The organism is Jonesia quinghaiensis DSM 15701, from assembly GCF_000423205.1.
Taxonomy (GTDB): Bacteria; Actinomycetota; Actinomycetes; order Actinomycetales; family Cellulomonadaceae; genus Jonesia; species Jonesia quinghaiensis.
In genome coordinates, this window is record NZ_AUHN01000004.1 from 496,811 (window position 1) to 513,465 (window position 16,655).

Consider the following 16,655-nt stretch of genomic DNA (forward strand, 5'->3'; position numbering starts at 1 on the left):
GACCGTCTAGACCATAGGAGGTGGGTAAAGCATGCGTCAGTACGAAATGATGATGATTCTCTCCCCGGACGTCGAGGAGCGTAACCTCAACGCCAACATCGAGAAGCTCGTCAACGTCGTTCCCCAAGAGGGCGGCAAGATTGACGGTATCGACATCTGGGGCCGTCGCCGGATGTCTTACGAGATCGCGAAGAAGGCTGAAGGCATCTACGCCGTCATCACCTTCACCGCAACTCCTGCAACGACCAAGGAACTTGAGCGCCAACTCGGTATTAACGAGTCGGTTCTGCGCATCAAGGTCCTGCGCGTCGCTGCCTGAGCTCACGCTACCCCCTAGCAACCTCATCCACGGTTAACAAGGAGACAAAACATGGCAGGAGACACCATCATCACGGTGGTTGGGAACCTTACCGGGGACCCAGAACTTCGATTCACTGCCTCTGGTGTTGCTGTTGCAAGCTTCACCATTGCGTCTACCCCACGCAGCTTTGACCGCCAATCAAACGAGTGGAAGGACGGGGAAGCCCTCTTCCTTCGCTGCTCGATCTGGCGTGAAGCTGCCGAAAACGTGGCTGAGTCACTAACGAAGGGCATGCGCGTCATTGCTCAGGGCCGTCTCGTTCAGCGCTCATTTGAGACACGCGAAGGGGAGAAGCGCACCGTCGTCGAACTTCAAGTGGAGGAAATTGGTCCTTCGCTTCGTTACTCGTCAGCAAAAGTTACTCGCAACCAGCGTTCAGGAGGGTCCGGTGGATTCTCTGGTGGCGCAGGTGCAGCGCAAGCTGCGGGTGGTAACCAGGGCGGATTCAACAACGCCCCAGCTGGCGGTGGGTTCAACCAACCTAGCGGTAATGGGTTCGGCGCAAGTTCTGGAGGTCGGAACGATGACCCGTGGGCATCCGCGGGACCGGCAGGCGGCGGATTCGCCGACGAGCCTCCGTTCTGATACTTACTCGTAGACATTCCGTCTGGCTCACGCCAGGCACCTCGTGAAGGAGCATTTCGCAATGGCAAAGACCGTTGTGCGTAAGCCCAAGAAGAAGTCAAACCCACTGAAGTCAGCAAAAATTGACGCAGTGGACTACAAGGACACCGCACTGCTGCGCAAGTTCATTTCCGACCGTGGAAAGATTCGTGCACGCCGTGTTACTGGTGTTTCGGTCCAGGAGCAGCGCCAAATCGCTCGTGCCGTGAAAAACGCACGTGAGATGGCTCTTCTTCCTTACTCATCGTCAGCACGCTGATAGGGGAGTGGAATAAATCATGGCAACTAACAAGCTGATTCTGACCCACGAAGTCGACAACCTCGGTGAAGCCGGTGACGTTGTTGAGGTAAAGGCTGGTTACGCTCGTAACTACCTGATCCCTCGCAAGCTCGCCACACCATGGACCAAGGGTGGAGAAGCCCAGGTCGAGGCTATCCGTCGTGCCCGTAAGGCACGCGAAGTGGCAAACCTTGAGGACGCTCGCGCACTGCGTGACGCCGTCCAGTCCGAAGGCGTCACTGTGACTGCCGCAGCATCCAAGGAAGGGCGACTCTTCGGGTCTGTTACCACCGCTGAGATCGCTGCTGCTGTCGCCGCCAAGGGCAACAAGATCGACCGCCGCAAGATCCAAATCACTGAACCGTTGAAGTCCACTGGTGACTACACGGTGACCGTTCGCATTCACCCTGAAGTGACTGCAACGATCAAGGTGAAGGTTGTTGCTGCTTGATCTGATCATTCTGTAAACGCTCCGGCGTTAACACGATGACCATCCGATGCCCCCGCCCACCACTGGTGGACGGGGGCATCGTTGTGTCAGCCCAGTGCCTCGACAGCGCACTCACGGGCAGTCATGACACGCTCATACGGGATTAGCCCACGCGCATCCACCGTGTGTCACGAATGCGCCACCCTGTAGTGGCCGCTCGTACGAGCATAAACACCCCGGCAAAGGCGCCCCACAGCCACACCAAACCCCACACACCGGCTGGCGCCCACATGTGCACTGCAATGGCAAACGGCGCGTATACGGCCAGGTTGAGAACCCCAACCTTCGCAAGATACACGCCGTCTCCCGCCCCAATGAGCACCCCGTCTAGCACACACACCCACCCGGTGATGGGCATCGTGATGCCTGCGATCAGCGCCGCCCAGGCGATGGCGTTTTGTACTTGGGTGTCAGCGGTGAAAACCGGGGCCGCGAAAAATCCGGCAGCAACAATGAGACCTCCCACGACCGCGCCACCCCACACGCCCCAGCCAAGGGTTCGGCGCAGGACTGTGCGTGCGCCGTCACGGTCACTAGCCCCGAGCCTGTTCCCGATGAGGGTTTGGGCGGCAATAGCCAAAGCGTCGAGACCAAACGCTGCGAAACCCCACAGGCTGTAGACAACTTGATGCCCGGCGAGACTGATCGCACCAAGGCCAGTTGCTGTGAACACGGTCAACAACAGCGCGATGCGCAATGACAAGGTACGGAGCAGGAGCGGTGCGCCACCGCGCATCGACAGGAGAATACCTGCGCGGGCTGGGGCAATGGGAATGTTTTCGCGCAGTGCACGGCGAACAACAATGCCTGCCAACACCACCGCCATGAGGATTTGCGTGATTGCGGTGCCCAGCCCTGACCCGGCGATTCCCATGCCGACGCCCCACACCAGGGTGGCGGATAGCGCGGCGTTGAGGATGGCGCCAGCTGAGGCTATCCACAGGGGTGTGCGGGCATCTTGGAACCCTCGTAGTACGCCTGTGGCTGCCATGACGATGAGCATTCCTGGTAGTCCAGGCGCTGACCAGGTGAGGTAGATGACGCCTTGGTTGAGGACTTCGCTGTTAGCGCCGAGCGCGCTGAGGAGTGGGCGCGCGGTGGTGATGAGGAGTGCGGTGAGGAGTAGTCCTAACCCTCCGGCAAGCCATAGGCCGTCGATTCCGGCTCGTAGTGCCTCGGTGCGGCGGTCAGCGCCTAGGTGGCGTGCGACGGCGGCTGTGGTGGCGTAGGCGAGAAAAACGCAGAGTCCCACCAGGGTGGTCAGGACTGTGGAGGCAACGCCGAGACCTGCGAGTTCGTAGGTTCCTAGGCGGCCAACGATGGCAGAGTCAATGAGGATGAACAGTGGTTCTGCGATGAGTGCGCCAAGTGAGGGCACAGCAATTGCCAGGATGGAACGGTCTAGGGCGCGCGGATCCGGGGTGTGTTGGTGGTTGGATGCTGGGGTGTCCACGTGGTGGTCGTTTCTTGGGTTGTGGGAAGTTTTTCTTCACCACATTGTGTCATCCACAGCCGGATCCCCATGATTACAGGGGTTGTGGACAGTGTGGTGTGCGATATGCACAGGCAGACTGGCTTTTCCCCAGATTCGTCCACAGGTGTGGGTGGCAGTCTCGTGCGGTAATGCACAGTTATCCCCACCCCTGTGGGAAAGCCTGTGGATAACTTTTTGTCAGAGGGCGCCACCAAACTTTCTTCAACAGATGATCCGCGATAGTCTCACGCGGGTGCGAACACCTGTGTTGTTCCCAAACCCGTGAAGGAGAACAGTGACTGTCGAGGCTGCCCCGCCCACATACTCCGGCTCGGGAGGCAACGAGCGGTCCTTTGATCGGACACCGCCACAGGACATCGCAGCAGAACAAAGCGTGCTCGGTGGGATGCTGATCTCCAAAGACGCTATCGCTGACGTGATCTCTCAAATTAAGGGAGTGGATTTCTACCGCCCCGCCCACGAGGCGATTTACGACGCGGTAATCGACCTCTACGGCCATGGTGAACCAGCTGACGCCATCACCGTTGTCGCTGAACTTAACAAACGTGGCAGCCTTGACCGTATCGGTGGGGCACCCTACATTCACGACCTCATCGCCTCAGTGCCCACCGCAGCGAACGCTGGGTATTACGCGCGCATCGTGCGGGAACGCGCCATCATGCGCCGCCTCGTTGAGGCGGGTACGCGCATCGTGCAACTGGGGTATGCCACCGAAGGCGAAGAAGTCGACGATGTCGTCAACAATGCCCAGGCGGAAATTTACAACATCACCGAAAACCGCCTGTCAGAGGATTACGTCGCCCTTGGCACGTTCCTTGGCGATGCGATTGATGAGATTGAAGCCGCCCAGTCAAACCCTGGGGGAATGACGGGTGTCCCCACTGGTCTTGCTGACTTCGACCGGCTCACGAACGGCCTGCACCCAGGCCAAATGATCGTTATCGCGGCCCGCCCGGCTATGGGTAAATCCACGCTGGGTATTGACTTGGTGCGGTCAGCGTCTATCAAACACAAACAGACATCTGTTGTGTTCTCCCTCGAAATGGGCCGTAACGAAATCGCACAGCGCATTATTGCCGCTGAGGCGCGCATCCACATGCAAAAACTGCGTAATGGTGACATGGATGAAAGTGACTGGCAGCGGCTCGCGCAAGCACAAACACGCATGGCCGATGCTCCGCTGTTTATTGATGATTCCCCCAACATGTCCCTGATGGAGATTCGGGCCAAGTGTAGGCGCCTGAAGCAACGTCATGACCTCAAGCTTGTTGCGATCGACTATTTGCAGTTGATGTCTTCTGGTAAACGCGTGGAATCGCGCCAACAAGAGGTTTCTGAGTTCTCCCGTGCCCTGAAATTGCTTGCGAAGGAACTTGAAGTTCCAGTGATCGCGATTTCCCAGCTGAACCGTGGACCAGAGCAACGACAAGACAAACGGCCCGCGATCTCTGATTTGCGTGAATCTGGGTCCATTGAGCAGGACGCTGACATGGTGATTCTGGTGCACCGCCCCGATGCGTACGAGAAAGAGCACCCACGAGCAGGCGAAGCTGACCTGATTGTCGCGAAACACCGTAATGGGCCTACTGCCGATATTACTGTCGCGTTCCAAGGGCACTACTCCCGATTTGTCGATATGCAGCAGTGACCTATTGGTATGGTGAGAACACATCCAGACGCACCTTGACTGGGTGATGCAAAAACAACCAAGAACCTTAAGGTTTCGCGGGAGTCAGCCGATCTTTAGCAATGGATAGACGGCTCCATGCCGACCTGTAAGACACGTGCCGACACGTCCGCGCCAGCGGGTGGGGAAAGACTAAAGTTTCAGCCATGAGTCCATCTGACGTTTCACAAGACAACACAGCTTCCCTCGCGGAGGCTTCTGTCCGGCGTGCAGTTGACGCCCTCCAGCAGGGGACCGGACAGTATGACGGTAGCGCAGTCGAGGCAATGAAGCAGGCCCGCGCATTCTTCAACTCGCAGAACCTCTACGCCCAGGCTGCCACCTGTGCGTTGAACCTTGGCGACCACTTCTGGAAAAAAGAAGATGTTGAACGCGCTAAGGACTATTACGAGGCTGCGCGTAACGAGTTCGCGCTTGCTGACATTGAACGCCAAACCGCTGACGCCACGATGAACCTTGCTATGGTGCTGTGGAAAGAGGGCGACCTTGCGCGCGCTCGTGCCCTGTACCTTGAGGCACTGAACTACTTCACGTCAGAGTCACTCGACCATGACATGGCGTCAGTTAAGGTGTCGCTCGCAGGCGTTCACGAGTCCGCTGGTGAACACGACCTGGCCTTAGCGGCTTACCGTGATTCCTTGGCGTACTACGAGGCGCACGACAGTGCTAAGCGCGTTGACCAGTGCCGTGCGGGTATTGGCCGCGTGCTGCTGTATGACGACAAGTTCGATGAAGCTGAACCATACTTTGTGCAAGCTAGCGAAGGGTTCCGCGAACGCGAAGAAACCAAGCAGTACGGTGATTGCCTCGTGGCTCTCGCTGACATTTACCACGCGCAGGGTCGCAATGACGATGCCCGTCGCACTTTCGAAGAGGCCCGCCGGGTATTTTCCATCAACTGATGGCACCTGCGAGGTAACTCTCCACAGTCTCCAACGCCGGGCGGCGCTCATCCGCCCGGCGTTGGTCTTTTGTGAGGCCAGTAAGGCACAATGAACCCATGAATGGTGGGATCAGGCGCGCTGTGGCGCGATTCGGGACACGACTCAGCCCTTGGAACCATGTTTCGACGGTGCAGGTTCAACCTGGTGAGTCACGGATCCTCATTGGTGCACCCCACACCTCAAACTGGGATTTCATCATCATGTTGGCGATCGCTTGGGACATGAAGCTGACGTTCCGTTGGCTGGGGAAAGACTCACTGTTCCGAGGTGTCATGGGGCCGGTGATGCGCGGTTTGGGGGGTATCCCCGTGGACCGCAAACGCCCCTATGGGCTGGTGGAAAACCTTGTTGACCAAGCCCACAACACCGACGATGCTTTTGCGCTGGTTGTGACCCCGGAAGGCACCCGTGGAAAGGGCACGCACTGGAAGTCTGGTTTTTACCGGATTGCGCTGCAAACAGGGTTCCCCATCACCTTGGGGTATGTGGACCGCACAACCCGAACCTTCGGCTTGGGAATGACCTTCATCCCAACCGGCGATGTCCGCCAGGACATGGACACTATCCGCGAGTTCTACCGTGACAAAGCGGGATTCCACCCGCAATCTCGCACGGAACCACGGCTCCGTGAAGAGGACCGCGAAGACCGCGACTGACTGCGGTGAAGCTGTGTTGCCCGCCTGATCACTCCAAAAAAAGGCCTATGGATCGCTGGGGTTCGCAGGTGGAGATATCGAAATTTCGAGATTCGACGGGTCCGTGGTAAGAACTTGACGTTTATTACTTAATGATTTCTCTCTAAATAACGTGTTCATTGATGGTTGTCCATCCCATGTGCTGAAAAAGTGACCTCGTATCATGTCTTTCAAATGCTAGCTTTTAGTAGGGTTTATAAGTTATGCTTTCTGGTAGCAATAATGCCCAACCTTCTCTGACCAAATTTTGGAGACAAAATGCACCTTGAACCACAGTTGCTGACTCTTGGAAATGAAAAAGACGAAGAGGATGCGGAGGTCATATTTCGAGTTTTTCAGGCCTTGCTTCCGTTTCGACTTACGCACGTATCTTTTGTGAATAGAACGGCCCGAGAGGCTGTGCAAAAGATATGGCAAGAACCACGATTGCCGAAGTCTGGGAAAAAAAGACTAAAAAGGCCCCTCGATTTTCCTTGGAGCCCTGAAGCGCGGGATTTATACTTTAGTGGAGATACAGCTAACAAGTTGGTCTTGGAGCACATGATTCCGATAAGTGCACTGACGGAACGTTTGTTTTCCGAGCTGGAAAACAATTCATGTGAGTCGGGTGATGTTTTGGAATTTCTTAAGCAAAATCACTCGGGATTCGTCTTTGCTATTATCACCAAGGATGAGGACAAACGCATTGCAAATTCCGGCTTTAAGAAGAAAAGCTCGGACTTGAGCAATGTTTGGCTACGTTACAAGGAGGCTCTTGGCCTCGATAGTAGTGACTTTACCTCGGTTACCAACGATCCTAGGTTCAAGGAAAGCTAAATTTTCTTCGGTTTGGCTTCCCAAAAATTGACGACCATTATTGACAGGGCTTTCACTTCTGGTGGACTGTTGGTCTGAATGAGGCCGGGGCGTCCTAAGTCTTGCGTGAGCGTGCCGTTTTTTCCCGGTGTCGGCGCACTGCCGACCTGTTTGCGCATTGCACGGAGCAGTAGCGTTGGCGGCCGTTTCGGGTGACATCGACAACGACCTTGTTGCATGGGGTGTGTGTTGTGGTGCTGGCGGCGCAGCGTGCGATTCTGTGCATTCCGCGTGTGGTGAGGTGTAGTGCTGTTCCCACACTGATGACAGCGGCCAAAACGTGGGGCAGGGATTGGTCGGCGTCTCGGTAGTGTAGGTGCCACCCTTCGCCGTTGTGATCGGTGAGGCGTGGGTACGCGGAGGCTGCGGCTAGGTCCGCGTTGAGTAGTTCAGCACGTGTTTGTGGGTCGGGGGTGTCGACAACTCGGAGCCACCGGTCGATGACGGTGCGGCATTTTTCCCAGTCGTTGGGGTGAGACGGGAACTGCATAGTCATCCCGTATTGGCGTGTGCGGTCCACGATGCCGGCACGATCGGTGGGCCAGCCATTAGCTAAGGAACCTGCCAGGAGGACTGCATATTCACCGTAAGGGTTGAGATGCATAAGACCATTACATCACTGTGTACTCATGACGTATACACATCAGATGCTCCAGTCTGCTGCTGCTCAGAGTTTGGTTGGCATGCAGGTTCGTGCATCCGCAGTGCTTGGCATGGCATTGGCTGCGCTCACAATGGTCCTTACTCCAGGCCCAAACATGATGTATCTCGTGTCTCGGAGTATCAGCCAGGGGCGGGCTGCTGGATTGGTCTCACTCGCTGGTACGGGCATCGGCTTTTTGGTGTATATGACAATGGCGAACCTTGGGCTAGCGGTGGTGTTTGTTGCAGTGCCTGCGCTCTTTGTGGGCGTAAAAGTCTGTGGAGTTCTGTATCTTGGCTACCTCGCTTGGCAGGCGCTGAGGCCGCAGGGGCGTGGGGTCTTTGAAACAGGAGCTACCGGTGTGGACTCACCAGCCAAACTTTTCGGAATGGGGTTGGCAACTAACCTGCTGAACCCGAAAACGGCAGTCATGTACCTTGCGTTGATCCCGCAGTTCATTGATCCTCACACCGGCAATACGGTGGTGCAAGGGTTTGTGCTCGGGGGAGTTCAGGTGACGGTGAGTCTCCTGGTGAACGCTGCAATTGTTATGTGTGCCGGGTCAATAGCGGGCTTCTTGGTGGCACGACCACTTTGGGTGGTTTGGCAGCGCAGGGCTACAGGAACTCTGCTTGGCTGTGCTGCGATCGCGCTTGCCTGGGAGGTTCCTGCTAAGGCATGAACCGGAACGGAAAATGAGTCGTGCCACCGAGGGTAGGCTACTGGTCCGGGGAGTCTGTAGAGGTGCCGTGCAGCCCTTGGCAGTCTCCGCCAGCGCCAGGCGAGGGGGCTGAGAGGTTTTCTCGCACTGTGTTGGCGATGGTGTGGAGTTGGGTGACCTGTTCGGCGCTGAGGTGGTCGAAAATGAGGGATCGAACGTGGTTCACGTGCACCGGTGCGGAAGCCACAATTTTGTCGTACCCGGTTTCGGTGAGTGTCGCGTTCATGTGGCGTTTATCCGCTGTGTCACGTTGGCGGGTCACAAAGCCGGCTTTTTCCAGGCGCTTCATCACGTGGGAGAGGCGTGACAGCGAGCCTGAGGTCAGGCCTGCGAGGTCACCCATGCCCAGGGTTCGGTCGTCTTGTTCAGACAGCATCGCGAGGACCATGTATTCGTAGAAGGTCAGGTCGCATTCGCGTTGCAGGTGCGAATCGAGAGTGCCTGGAAGCCGGAAGAACATGTCCGCGAAGGCCACCCAGGCGGCGTTCTCCTCAGTGGTGAGCCACTGGATGGTGTCTTGCGTGTGTGAGGCCATGTTCTCAGGATACTCAACTATTTGAATCATCAAACGATGTGTGACGGATTTCTAATCAATATCAGCGTCATGCATGCGAATCGCGATCTGCACACGGTTCTCCACCTGGAACTTCGCAAAAATACGCGAAATATGAGTCTTAACCGTGGGAATACTCATAAAGAGAGTTTGACCGATTTCCGAGTTTGAGAGACCTCGTGCAATCTGACGGGCAACTTCCAACTCACGTTCGGTGAGGGTAGAGACGTCGGCGCGTGCTGCTCGTTGGGCTTGAGTGTCCGGCTCCTCGCTCACCTTTGCAATGAGTTGAGCCGTTACAGATGGAGATAACGTCGGTTGACCCTCGCCAGCGAGCTTCACAGCTCGCACCAAGTCGGGGGGAGAGGTGTCTTTCAGCAGGAACCCGCGTGCACCAGCACGGAGTGCTTTAACGATGAATTCATCTGTGTCAAAGGTGGTCAGGACAAGCACGTTGGCGTCAGGCCAACGGTTAATGAGCTCGTTAGTGGCGCTGAGGCCGTCGCGCACAGGCATGCGAATATCCATCAACACGACATCTGGTTTGTGTTGCCCATACAAAGCCAACGCCTCATCACCGTTGGTGCCTTCAGCAACCACAGTTATTGCGGGGTCTCCGCCAAGGATCATCCGCAAACCAGCCCGCACAAGCGCATCGTCATCAACAATGACCAACCGCAATTGCTCGATGTCCTGATTGTTGTCACCAGTGCCAGTCATTGTTCCTCCTCCACCCAGGGAAACCACACCTGGACAACGTACCTATTGTCGGGGGTGGGGCCGTAGCTGATCCGCCCACCGAATGACTTTACTCGCTCGCTCATGCCAATAAGCCCAAACCCCGATGCGGGCATGTCAGTCTCTTGGACGGTGCGCATGGAGTTCCACACGTCAATTTCTAACCCGCCATCGGTGCGGTGGACACTGAGATGCGCCAGCGCATTGGGTGCGTGTTTGCGCACGTTGGTGAGGGATTCTTGTAACACCCGGTAGGCGTTGCGTGACACGGCTTCTTGGAGTTGTGGGAGTGCTTCACGGGTTTCGTCGTCCATGGAGACATCCACGCGGGTGCCAGCGAGCCGTGCATCGCGCACCACTTGATCAATATCGCTCAGGCGTGGTTGGGGTGCGTCTGGGGAACTGTCAACGAGTGCCTGCGGGTCACGGAGCACACCTAATACTTGGCGTAATTCGGTGAGGGCTCGGTGGGAGTTTTCCCGAATAATTTCTGCGGTTTCTCGCACCTCAGTTGCCGACAAATCGGTGCGGAATGCTAGTGCCCCGGAGTGCAGTGCAACAAGTGAGATGCGGTGGGCCAGAACGTCATGCATTTCGCGGGCGATCACGGAGCGTTCATTGGCGCGGGCTTGAGCTGCCCGAGCGTCGCGGGTTTCTTCAGCGGCTTCCACCCGTGCTTGAAGCGAAGCCAAAGCTTCCCTGCGCCCACCTACGTAAAAACCGATGGCCACACAGATCGCAAACATCGTGACAATGGAGAACGAGGTTGAGGCGATGCCGCCCATGAAATAGGGCGGCCACAGCAGGTAGGCGAAAGAAGCGGACACAGTCCACGCCGCAACACCGCCAAGGATTTCTTTCCACTGGCGCCTGGTCGCCACAGAAATAGTGGTCAATAAAATGGCGACACTGCCGAGGCTAGTGACGGAAGAGAACAGTCCCGCTAAACATATTGCGGCTAAGGGAAATCGGCGGCGAAGGGACATCGCCACGAACGCCAGCGGCGTGGACAAGAGGTCCAGGATGACCATGCGTTGCACAATATCGACGGTCATTCCCGGGAAATCAGCGAACTCAGGGGCTTGGAATATTGTTCCATAGACTAGGAAAAACATCGCAATGCCACCAAGGACAACAACCAGCCACCGCCATACGCGGCCCCACACACTCAAACGAGGGGGCGGGAAGATGGGCAGCGCCCACAGTGTTCGCCACCGGCTGGTTTCTTTATCCATGGGTGTCAGCCTAGCGAGCATCACCTGCATGGCACGATCCTTACCCCTGTGATCTCAGACTGCTGGCGTGCGTAAAGAGCGGAAAGTATGACCCACGTGATGTCTCAGCACGATCCGCGCACCAGGTGCGACAGCGTTTGATAGAAACATGATCACAGTTGAGAATGTCACCAAGAGGTTCGGCAGCACGCTCGCCCTCTCCAACGTCTCATTTACCGCCCGCCCAGGCCGGGTCACCGGCTTTTTGGGGCCAAACGGTGCCGGGAAATCCACTGCTATGCGCATTATTTGTGGATTGGGGCGCGCTGATGCTGGCCAGGCACTCATTGATGGAGTGTCGTTCGCCCAACTCAGCAACCCTGCGAAGCATGTTGGGGCGTTGCTTGACGCTACCGCGCACCATGATGGCCGCACCGGGCATGAAACGTTGTTGCTTGATGCCATCGCCACCGGAGTTCCCAGGGCGCGGGTCAAAGAAATGCTGGACCTCGTGGGTCTGTCTCACAAGGAAGCGCAACGCCGAGTAGGCACGTACTCACTTGGTATGCGCCAGCGTCTAGGTATTGCTTCAGCGCTGCTGGGTGACCCTCAAGTGTTGATCCTGGATGAGCCAGTCAACGGCTTGGACCCATCGGGGATCCGGTGGATGCGTGACTTGTTACGCGGGTTCGCTGACGACGGTGGAACAGTGCTTTTGTCCTCGCACCTCCTCACCGAGATTGAAGCAGTTGCTGACGACATCGTCGTTATTGGCCGCGGCGCGATCGTTGCACAAGACACCAAAGAAAACCTCCTCATGGGTGGCGGAACAACGGTGTCAGCGGTGGATGTCGCCCCACTGGCACGTGCCCTGGTTGCAGCTGGATACACCGCAGAGCCAGCCCAGGCTGACACTGTTGTCACCTCGGCAACACCACGGATCGTCGGTGAAACCGCTCTGCAGCACTCCGTGGTCCTCACCGCCCTGACGCAAAGTTCAACAGGGTCGTTGGAAGATCTCTTCTTCAGCCTCACTCGCGAACACGACCGTGAAGGCACCGGCGCGCAAACGACACCACCCGCCCCGACCTCGTCAACTACCGCACAGCAGGGACTTCCAGCATGAGCTCACCACACATCACAGACGCCGCCACAGGGGCGCAATCCTCATCGGTGCAGCCATCAGGCGCACGAGTAACAGGCCGCCCTGGTATCCCTTTTACCCGGTTGCTCCACGTGGAGTTCCGGAAACTCTTCGACACACGCGCGGCTCGCATCCTTATTGTGTTGATGCTTCTTGGCGCGCTGGGGTTGCAAATCATTGAGGTGTTCCTAGGCGATAAAGAAACCCAAGCCAGTTACCAGGTGTACTTCGGGCTGGGGATCTCACTGGTGAGCCTGCTGGTCCCGGTCATCGCGATCTTGGCGACCACTGCTGAATGGTCGCAACGTACCGCTTTGGCGACCTTCATGTGGGAGCCGCGACGGGTTCGGGTGCTCGCCGCTAAAGGTTTGGCTGCTTTGGTTGTCGCGCTTGTGAGCGTGGTTGTGGTGGCAGGTTTCTCCGCAGTGACCGCGTTCCTGGGTGGCACGATGCGTGACGGAGTGGACTGGTCACTGTCTGGTTCACAAATCGCTGGGTATGCCATTGTCATGGTGGTACTCGTTGCTCAAGGTATTGCGTTTGGTGCGTTGTTGCACAACACTGCTGCAGCACTGGTGACGTACTTTGTGGCGCCGTTGGTGTTGAGTACTCTCACGATGCTTGTTTCCGCGATCCGTGACATCGCCCAGTGGGTGGATATCAACATCGCATCAGTGCCCATTTTGGAGGGTGACTTCACCACGGACACGGTGGCCAAGTACGCGGTGAGTATCGCCGTGTGGGTTGTGCTGCCAGGCATCTTTGGTGTGTTGCGCACTGTGCGGCGCGAAGTGAAGTAACCGCTTACACCTCAATAACTGTGGCTCTTTAACAACTGTGGCCCACGTTCCGTGAAGGAACGTGGGCCACAGTGATGTGTCAACGTGGGCATCCACGTGACTGCCGTGTGGGGTGGGGCGGGCTAGGAAGACCGGGTCACTGAGGCCACCAGGACGGTGGCACGGGTTGCGGCTGCATCGAGTAGTTCAAAAAGATCTTGAACTTCAGTGGGTGACGCCTGCTGCAGGAGGGCATCAACAGCCCGAAACTGCACAGCTTCAGCCTGGTTTAAAGCGGCATGCCCGGCGTCAGAGAGTTGCACATCAATGATGCGGTCACCAATACGTTCCTCGATATACACCAAACCGCGCTCAACCAAAGACTCAACAAGTACACACGTTGTGTCAGTGTCCATGCCAACCTTGCGGCCAATGTGGCGGGGGTGTGACACCCCCGCAAGAATCGTCTTCAGCACAATCACATCAGTAACAGTGAGCGCCGTGAACTTTTCGATGCCCTTCATCAGCCCGTCAGACAAGTTCCGCAACCGTTCAATCCGGTCCATGATTGCCGCCGTCGTAGCGGTGTCAGCAACGGGCACAGAGATCAGTTCGTGACGTGCTGCGAGCTCAAGATCAGCTCCGGGAAATTCTTGGGTGTCATGCGTTGTCGACATCGACTTCTTTCTTACAGGTGGCGGACAGCGCCGTTGGGCACTGCCACAGGTAGAACGTTCACCGTTGCGGAGGAGTTCCCCTCTACGACCAGCCAACGAATGACCTGCTCTGCCATCACACCACAGCCCAGTGCATGTGACGTGGTCATGATGTGTGGGATAGGTTCGTGTTCATGGCCGCCCACAACGACACCCAACCATATGACCCAACCCAGAGAACTGCCACCGGAAACCCGTTGGAGATTCTCACACTCGATGACCTTCGTGCACGCCACTCATCGAAGTGGACCCGCTACCCCAGTGATGTTCTCCCGCTGTGGGTCGCAGAAATGGACGCGGTCATCGCCCCAGAAGTGGTGTCAGCAGTCACCGAATCACTCCAAGCAGGTGATGTAGGTTACCCAGGCCGGGAACAGTTCTACCAAGCAGCGTTCGCCTCATTCGCCCTCGACACATGGGGGTGGCGTATCCCACGCACCGCCATGACACTAGTGCCCGATGTCATGCACGGCATCATCGAAGTGCTCCGTGCCGCGAACACCCGCCACGTCGTGATCAACACCCCCGTGTACCCACCCTTCCAGGGGTACCCAGAATCCATGGGCATCACCGTGACAGCCTCACCACTAACACCCCACGGACGCATCGACCTCGACGCTCTTGACCGAGACTTCACACACGCCGACACCTACCTACTGTGCAACCCGCACAACCCCACCGGCGTGGCACACACCCGCGAAGAACTCACAAAAATCCTCGAACTCGCCCACAAACACAACATCACCGTCATCGCTGATGAAATCCACGGGCCCCTCACCTCACCCCGAGCCGACGCCCAACACGGCGGCCCCGCCTTCACCCCAATACTGAGCATCGACAGCCCCGCGCGAGTCATCACCGTCACCTCAGCAGCCAAAGGCTGGCACCTCGCCGGGTTCAAAGCCGGACTAGCAATCCACAACCCACCTGCAGCGGACATCATTGCCCGAATCCCCGGGCACGTCCCAGACAGCGTCGGAAAAATCTCCATCATCGCGCACTCCGCAGCACTACGCGACGCCCGCGACTGGCTTGAAACCATCCGCCACCACATCGACGACGCCCGCACCCACTTCGAGGCACTGCTCGCCGAACACATCCCAGCAGCCCGCATCTACCCAGCAGACGCCACCTACCTCGCATGGGTCGACATGCGCGACGTACGCACAGCATCAGGCACACCACTAGGCGATGACCCAGCCCAGTTCATCCTCGAACACGCCCTTGTCGCCGTGAACCCCGGCCACACCTTCGGGGAAGGCGGGCAAGGCCACGCCCGGTTCAACCTCGCCACCCGCCGCGACATCCTCACCGAAGCAGTACAACGTATCGCCACAGCGCTCGCAGAACACTAACCCAACACCGCACTAAAACGGGCAGCGCTGGTTACTCTGGCGCGGTAGCAAACAAGCTACCGCGCCAGGACGCTCACCACACTCACAGAGTCAATCACCGGCGAACAGACTCCGTAATCGTGAACTTCGCATTAGACGCCACAACCCTCGTAGGCCCAACCTCACGGCGCAACACAGCGGCATAAGCCAACGAGGTGTTAAACACCGTCCACATGCGCCCACCAGGGCGCAACACCCGCCCAGCATCCGCCATAATGCGCTGCGCAGCAGACGTCGTCAACGCCGACCCATCATGAAACGGCGGATTACACACCACCACGTCAGCACTCGCATCAGGCTCAGCAGACAAAGAATCCTGCCACGACACACGGACCTTGTCCGCCACCCCATTCAGCCGCGCCGTCTCACGCGAAGAAGCCACCGCAAGAGCAGACACATCAGTCATCGTCACCGCAACATCCGGGTACTGGTACGCAACCCACACCCCCAACAACCCATTACCACTGCCCACATCAATAAGATGCTCAACCGGGGTACTCGTCAACAACGCAGGCAACGCATCAAGAAGGAACCGCGACCCAATATCCAACGTCGCCCCCGCAAAAACCCCACCATGCGCAGCAACACTTATCCCCGCCAACTCGCTACGCACCGGAAACCGGGCACCCGGCAACGGCTCACGCGGCCCAGAAGCCCGCAACACCCGCGACTTATACCGCCCCAACGAAGCACTCACCTGCGTAAACGACACCCCAAGGGCATCATTTTGTCGCCGTGTCATATGTTTCACACGCCCACCAGCCAATACCGCCACCTGCGCACTGGCATGCGCCGCGACAGTATGTGCAGCTTCCTCCACCTGATCCACGGCTTTCGGCAACCGCATCAGCACGATGCGCGTCTCACTGTTCAACGCATCAGCAAACGCAGGGGAGGGGGCACGAGAAATGCGCTCGCGGATGTCAGGGGGGCATTGGGCGGCGATGTCCGCGTCGAGCGTGGTGGCCTCGTGGAGGGAGTCGTTGTGCAGGGTGAGGTGGGCGGCGGTGAGGGTGTCAGCGACCTGGTACACGAACTGTGCGCTGACTGCGTCACTGAGTGTTACCTGGAGTTGTTGCCCCGGCGTGTCGCCGGGGAGTTGATCGAGCAGGTGTGTCAGTTCCTCAAGGAGGAGGCGATCCACGCCGTCCGCCGAACGTGGGGCTTCGGGCTGTTGAAGGGGCGTGGAGGTGTCAGGATGCAGCTTGGAGCGCAGGGGCATAACACCAGTGTCTCTCATGCTTGCAAATCGCCCAAAACGAACACGGTTGAGGGGGCAAGATGCGCTGAGAGCAAAAAAACACTGAAAAAACACGGGAAAA

At 57.5% G+C, this 16,655-nt stretch carries 20 protein-coding genes; 12 read left to right on the forward strand and 8 right to left on the reverse strand.

All coding sequences use genetic code 11. The features are described from left to right. The first annotated feature begins 31 nt into the window (after positions 1-31). The 4 genes from rpsF (at position 32) to rplI (ending at position 1,716) form a co-directional block, all read left to right on the forward strand. The gene (gene rpsF, locus G538_RS0102395; protein ID WP_029068054.1) at positions 32-319 is read left to right on the forward strand and encodes a 30S ribosomal protein S6; all 288 of its coding nucleotides are present in this window, start codon (positions 32-34) and stop codon (positions 317-319) included. A 51-nt stretch (positions 320-370) separates the two neighbouring features. Further along, on the forward strand, positions 371-946 hold the full coding sequence (locus G538_RS0102400; protein ID WP_029068055.1) for a single-stranded DNA-binding protein: 576 nt from the start codon (positions 371-373) through the stop codon (positions 944-946). Between the two features lie 61 nt (positions 947-1,007). Next, positions 1,008-1,244, forward strand: a complete 237-nt coding sequence (rpsR, locus tag G538_RS0102405) for a 30S ribosomal protein S18 (RefSeq protein WP_015772766.1) — start codon at positions 1,008-1,010, stop codon at positions 1,242-1,244. 19 nt (positions 1,245-1,263) lie between these two features. Beyond that, positions 1,264-1,716 carry a 50S ribosomal protein L9 gene (gene rplI / locus G538_RS0102410; protein ID WP_029068056.1) on the forward strand — a complete coding sequence of 151 codons (453 nt, stop codon included), beginning with the start codon at positions 1,264-1,266 and terminating at the stop codon, positions 1,714-1,716. A gap of 142 nt (positions 1,717-1,858) precedes the next feature. Here rplI and G538_RS0102415 read toward each other — a convergent pair whose 3' ends face one another. Beyond that, positions 1,859-3,208, reverse strand: a complete 1,350-nt coding sequence (locus tag G538_RS0102415) for an MATE family efflux transporter (RefSeq protein WP_029068057.1) — start codon at positions 3,206-3,208, stop codon at positions 1,859-1,861. Between the two features lie 316 nt (positions 3,209-3,524). Here G538_RS0102415 and dnaB point away from each other — a divergent pair, with 316 nt between their 5' ends. From dnaB to G538_RS0102435, 4 genes are all read left to right on the forward strand, one after another. Beyond that, positions 3,525-4,898, forward strand: coding sequence for a replicative DNA helicase (gene dnaB / locus G538_RS0102420; protein WP_029068058.1), 1,374 nt, complete (start codon positions 3,525-3,527; stop codon positions 4,896-4,898). Between the two features lie 185 nt (positions 4,899-5,083). Beyond that, positions 5,084-5,839: a tetratricopeptide repeat protein gene (locus tag G538_RS0102425; RefSeq protein WP_029068059.1), complete on the forward strand. Its 756-nt coding sequence runs from the start codon at positions 5,084-5,086 to the stop codon at positions 5,837-5,839. A 98-nt stretch (positions 5,840-5,937) separates the two neighbouring features. Beyond that, complete coding sequence (locus tag G538_RS0102430; protein ID WP_029068060.1) at positions 5,938-6,537, forward strand: 1-acyl-sn-glycerol-3-phosphate acyltransferase; 600 nt, start codon at positions 5,938-5,940, stop codon at positions 6,535-6,537. 297 nt (positions 6,538-6,834) lie between these two features. Further along, complete coding sequence (locus tag G538_RS0102435; RefSeq protein ID WP_029068061.1) at positions 6,835-7,392, forward strand: hypothetical protein; 558 nt, start codon at positions 6,835-6,837, stop codon at positions 7,390-7,392. A gap of 94 nt (positions 7,393-7,486) precedes the next feature. Here G538_RS0102435 and G538_RS0102440 read toward each other — a convergent pair whose 3' ends face one another. Beyond that, a complete protein-coding gene (locus G538_RS0102440) occupies positions 7,487-8,035 on the reverse strand; it encodes a CGNR zinc finger domain-containing protein (RefSeq protein WP_029068062.1) in 549 nt (182 codons plus the stop codon). Between the two features lie 25 nt (positions 8,036-8,060). On the opposite strand from G538_RS0102440, the gene G538_RS0102445 reads away from it, so the two are divergent. Further along, positions 8,061-8,756 (forward strand): LysE family translocator, encoded by a 696-nt coding sequence (locus tag G538_RS0102445; protein WP_245566767.1) that lies wholly within the window; start codon positions 8,061-8,063, stop codon positions 8,754-8,756. Between the two features lie 37 nt (positions 8,757-8,793). On the opposite strand, the gene G538_RS14690 is transcribed toward G538_RS0102445, so the two are convergent. The 3 genes from G538_RS14690 to G538_RS14695 are packed head-to-tail and all read right to left on the reverse strand — an operon-like array spanning position 8,794 to position 11,321. Continuing rightward, positions 8,794-9,330, reverse strand: coding sequence for a MarR family winged helix-turn-helix transcriptional regulator (locus tag G538_RS14690; protein WP_051196480.1), 537 nt, complete (start codon positions 9,328-9,330; stop codon positions 8,794-8,796). Positions 9,331-9,381: 51 nt separating this feature from the next. Further along, positions 9,382-10,068 carry a response regulator gene (locus tag G538_RS0102455; protein ID WP_035832776.1) on the reverse strand — a complete coding sequence of 229 codons (687 nt, stop codon included), beginning with the start codon at positions 10,066-10,068 and terminating at the stop codon, positions 9,382-9,384. Beyond that, entirely contained in the window at positions 10,065-11,321 is a 1,257-nt protein-coding gene (locus G538_RS14695) for a histidine kinase (RefSeq protein ID WP_169514079.1), read from the reverse strand. Before G538_RS14695 ends, G538_RS0102455 begins: the two co-directional genes overlap by 4 nt. A gap of 148 nt (positions 11,322-11,469) precedes the next feature. Between G538_RS14695 and G538_RS14700 the strand changes: the two genes are divergently transcribed. Together G538_RS14700 and G538_RS14705 are read left to right on the forward strand one after the other, a co-directional pair. Continuing rightward, positions 11,470-12,426 (forward strand): ATP-binding cassette domain-containing protein, encoded by a 957-nt coding sequence (locus tag G538_RS14700; protein WP_051196482.1) that lies wholly within the window; start codon positions 11,470-11,472, stop codon positions 12,424-12,426. Beyond that, a complete protein-coding gene (locus G538_RS14705; protein ID WP_051196483.1) occupies positions 12,423-13,244 on the forward strand; it encodes an ABC transporter permease in 822 nt (273 codons plus the stop codon). Before G538_RS14700 ends, G538_RS14705 begins: the two co-directional genes overlap by 4 nt. Before the next feature lie 122 nt (positions 13,245-13,366). Here the strand turns inward: G538_RS14705 and G538_RS0102475 are convergent, their stop codons facing one another. Both G538_RS0102475 and G538_RS17880 read right to left on the reverse strand, forming a co-directional pair. Beyond that, positions 13,367-13,900 (reverse strand): MarR family winged helix-turn-helix transcriptional regulator, encoded by a 534-nt coding sequence (locus G538_RS0102475; protein ID WP_029068065.1) that lies wholly within the window; start codon positions 13,898-13,900, stop codon positions 13,367-13,369. A gap of 11 nt (positions 13,901-13,911) precedes the next feature. Then, positions 13,912-14,049, reverse strand: a complete 138-nt coding sequence (locus G538_RS17880) for a hypothetical protein (RefSeq protein ID WP_157544268.1) — start codon at positions 14,047-14,049, stop codon at positions 13,912-13,914. A 24-nt stretch (positions 14,050-14,073) separates the two neighbouring features. Between G538_RS17880 and G538_RS14710 the strand changes: the two genes are divergently transcribed. Further along, complete coding sequence (locus G538_RS14710; RefSeq protein ID WP_051196484.1) at positions 14,074-15,294, forward strand: MalY/PatB family protein; 1,221 nt, start codon at positions 14,074-14,076, stop codon at positions 15,292-15,294. Positions 15,295-15,388: 94 nt separating this feature from the next. Here the strand turns inward: G538_RS14710 and G538_RS14715 are convergent, their stop codons facing one another. Then, entirely contained in the window at positions 15,389-16,555 is a 1,167-nt protein-coding gene (locus tag G538_RS14715; RefSeq protein ID WP_051196485.1) for a class I SAM-dependent methyltransferase, read from the reverse strand. Positions 16,556-16,655: the final 100 nt, after the last annotated feature.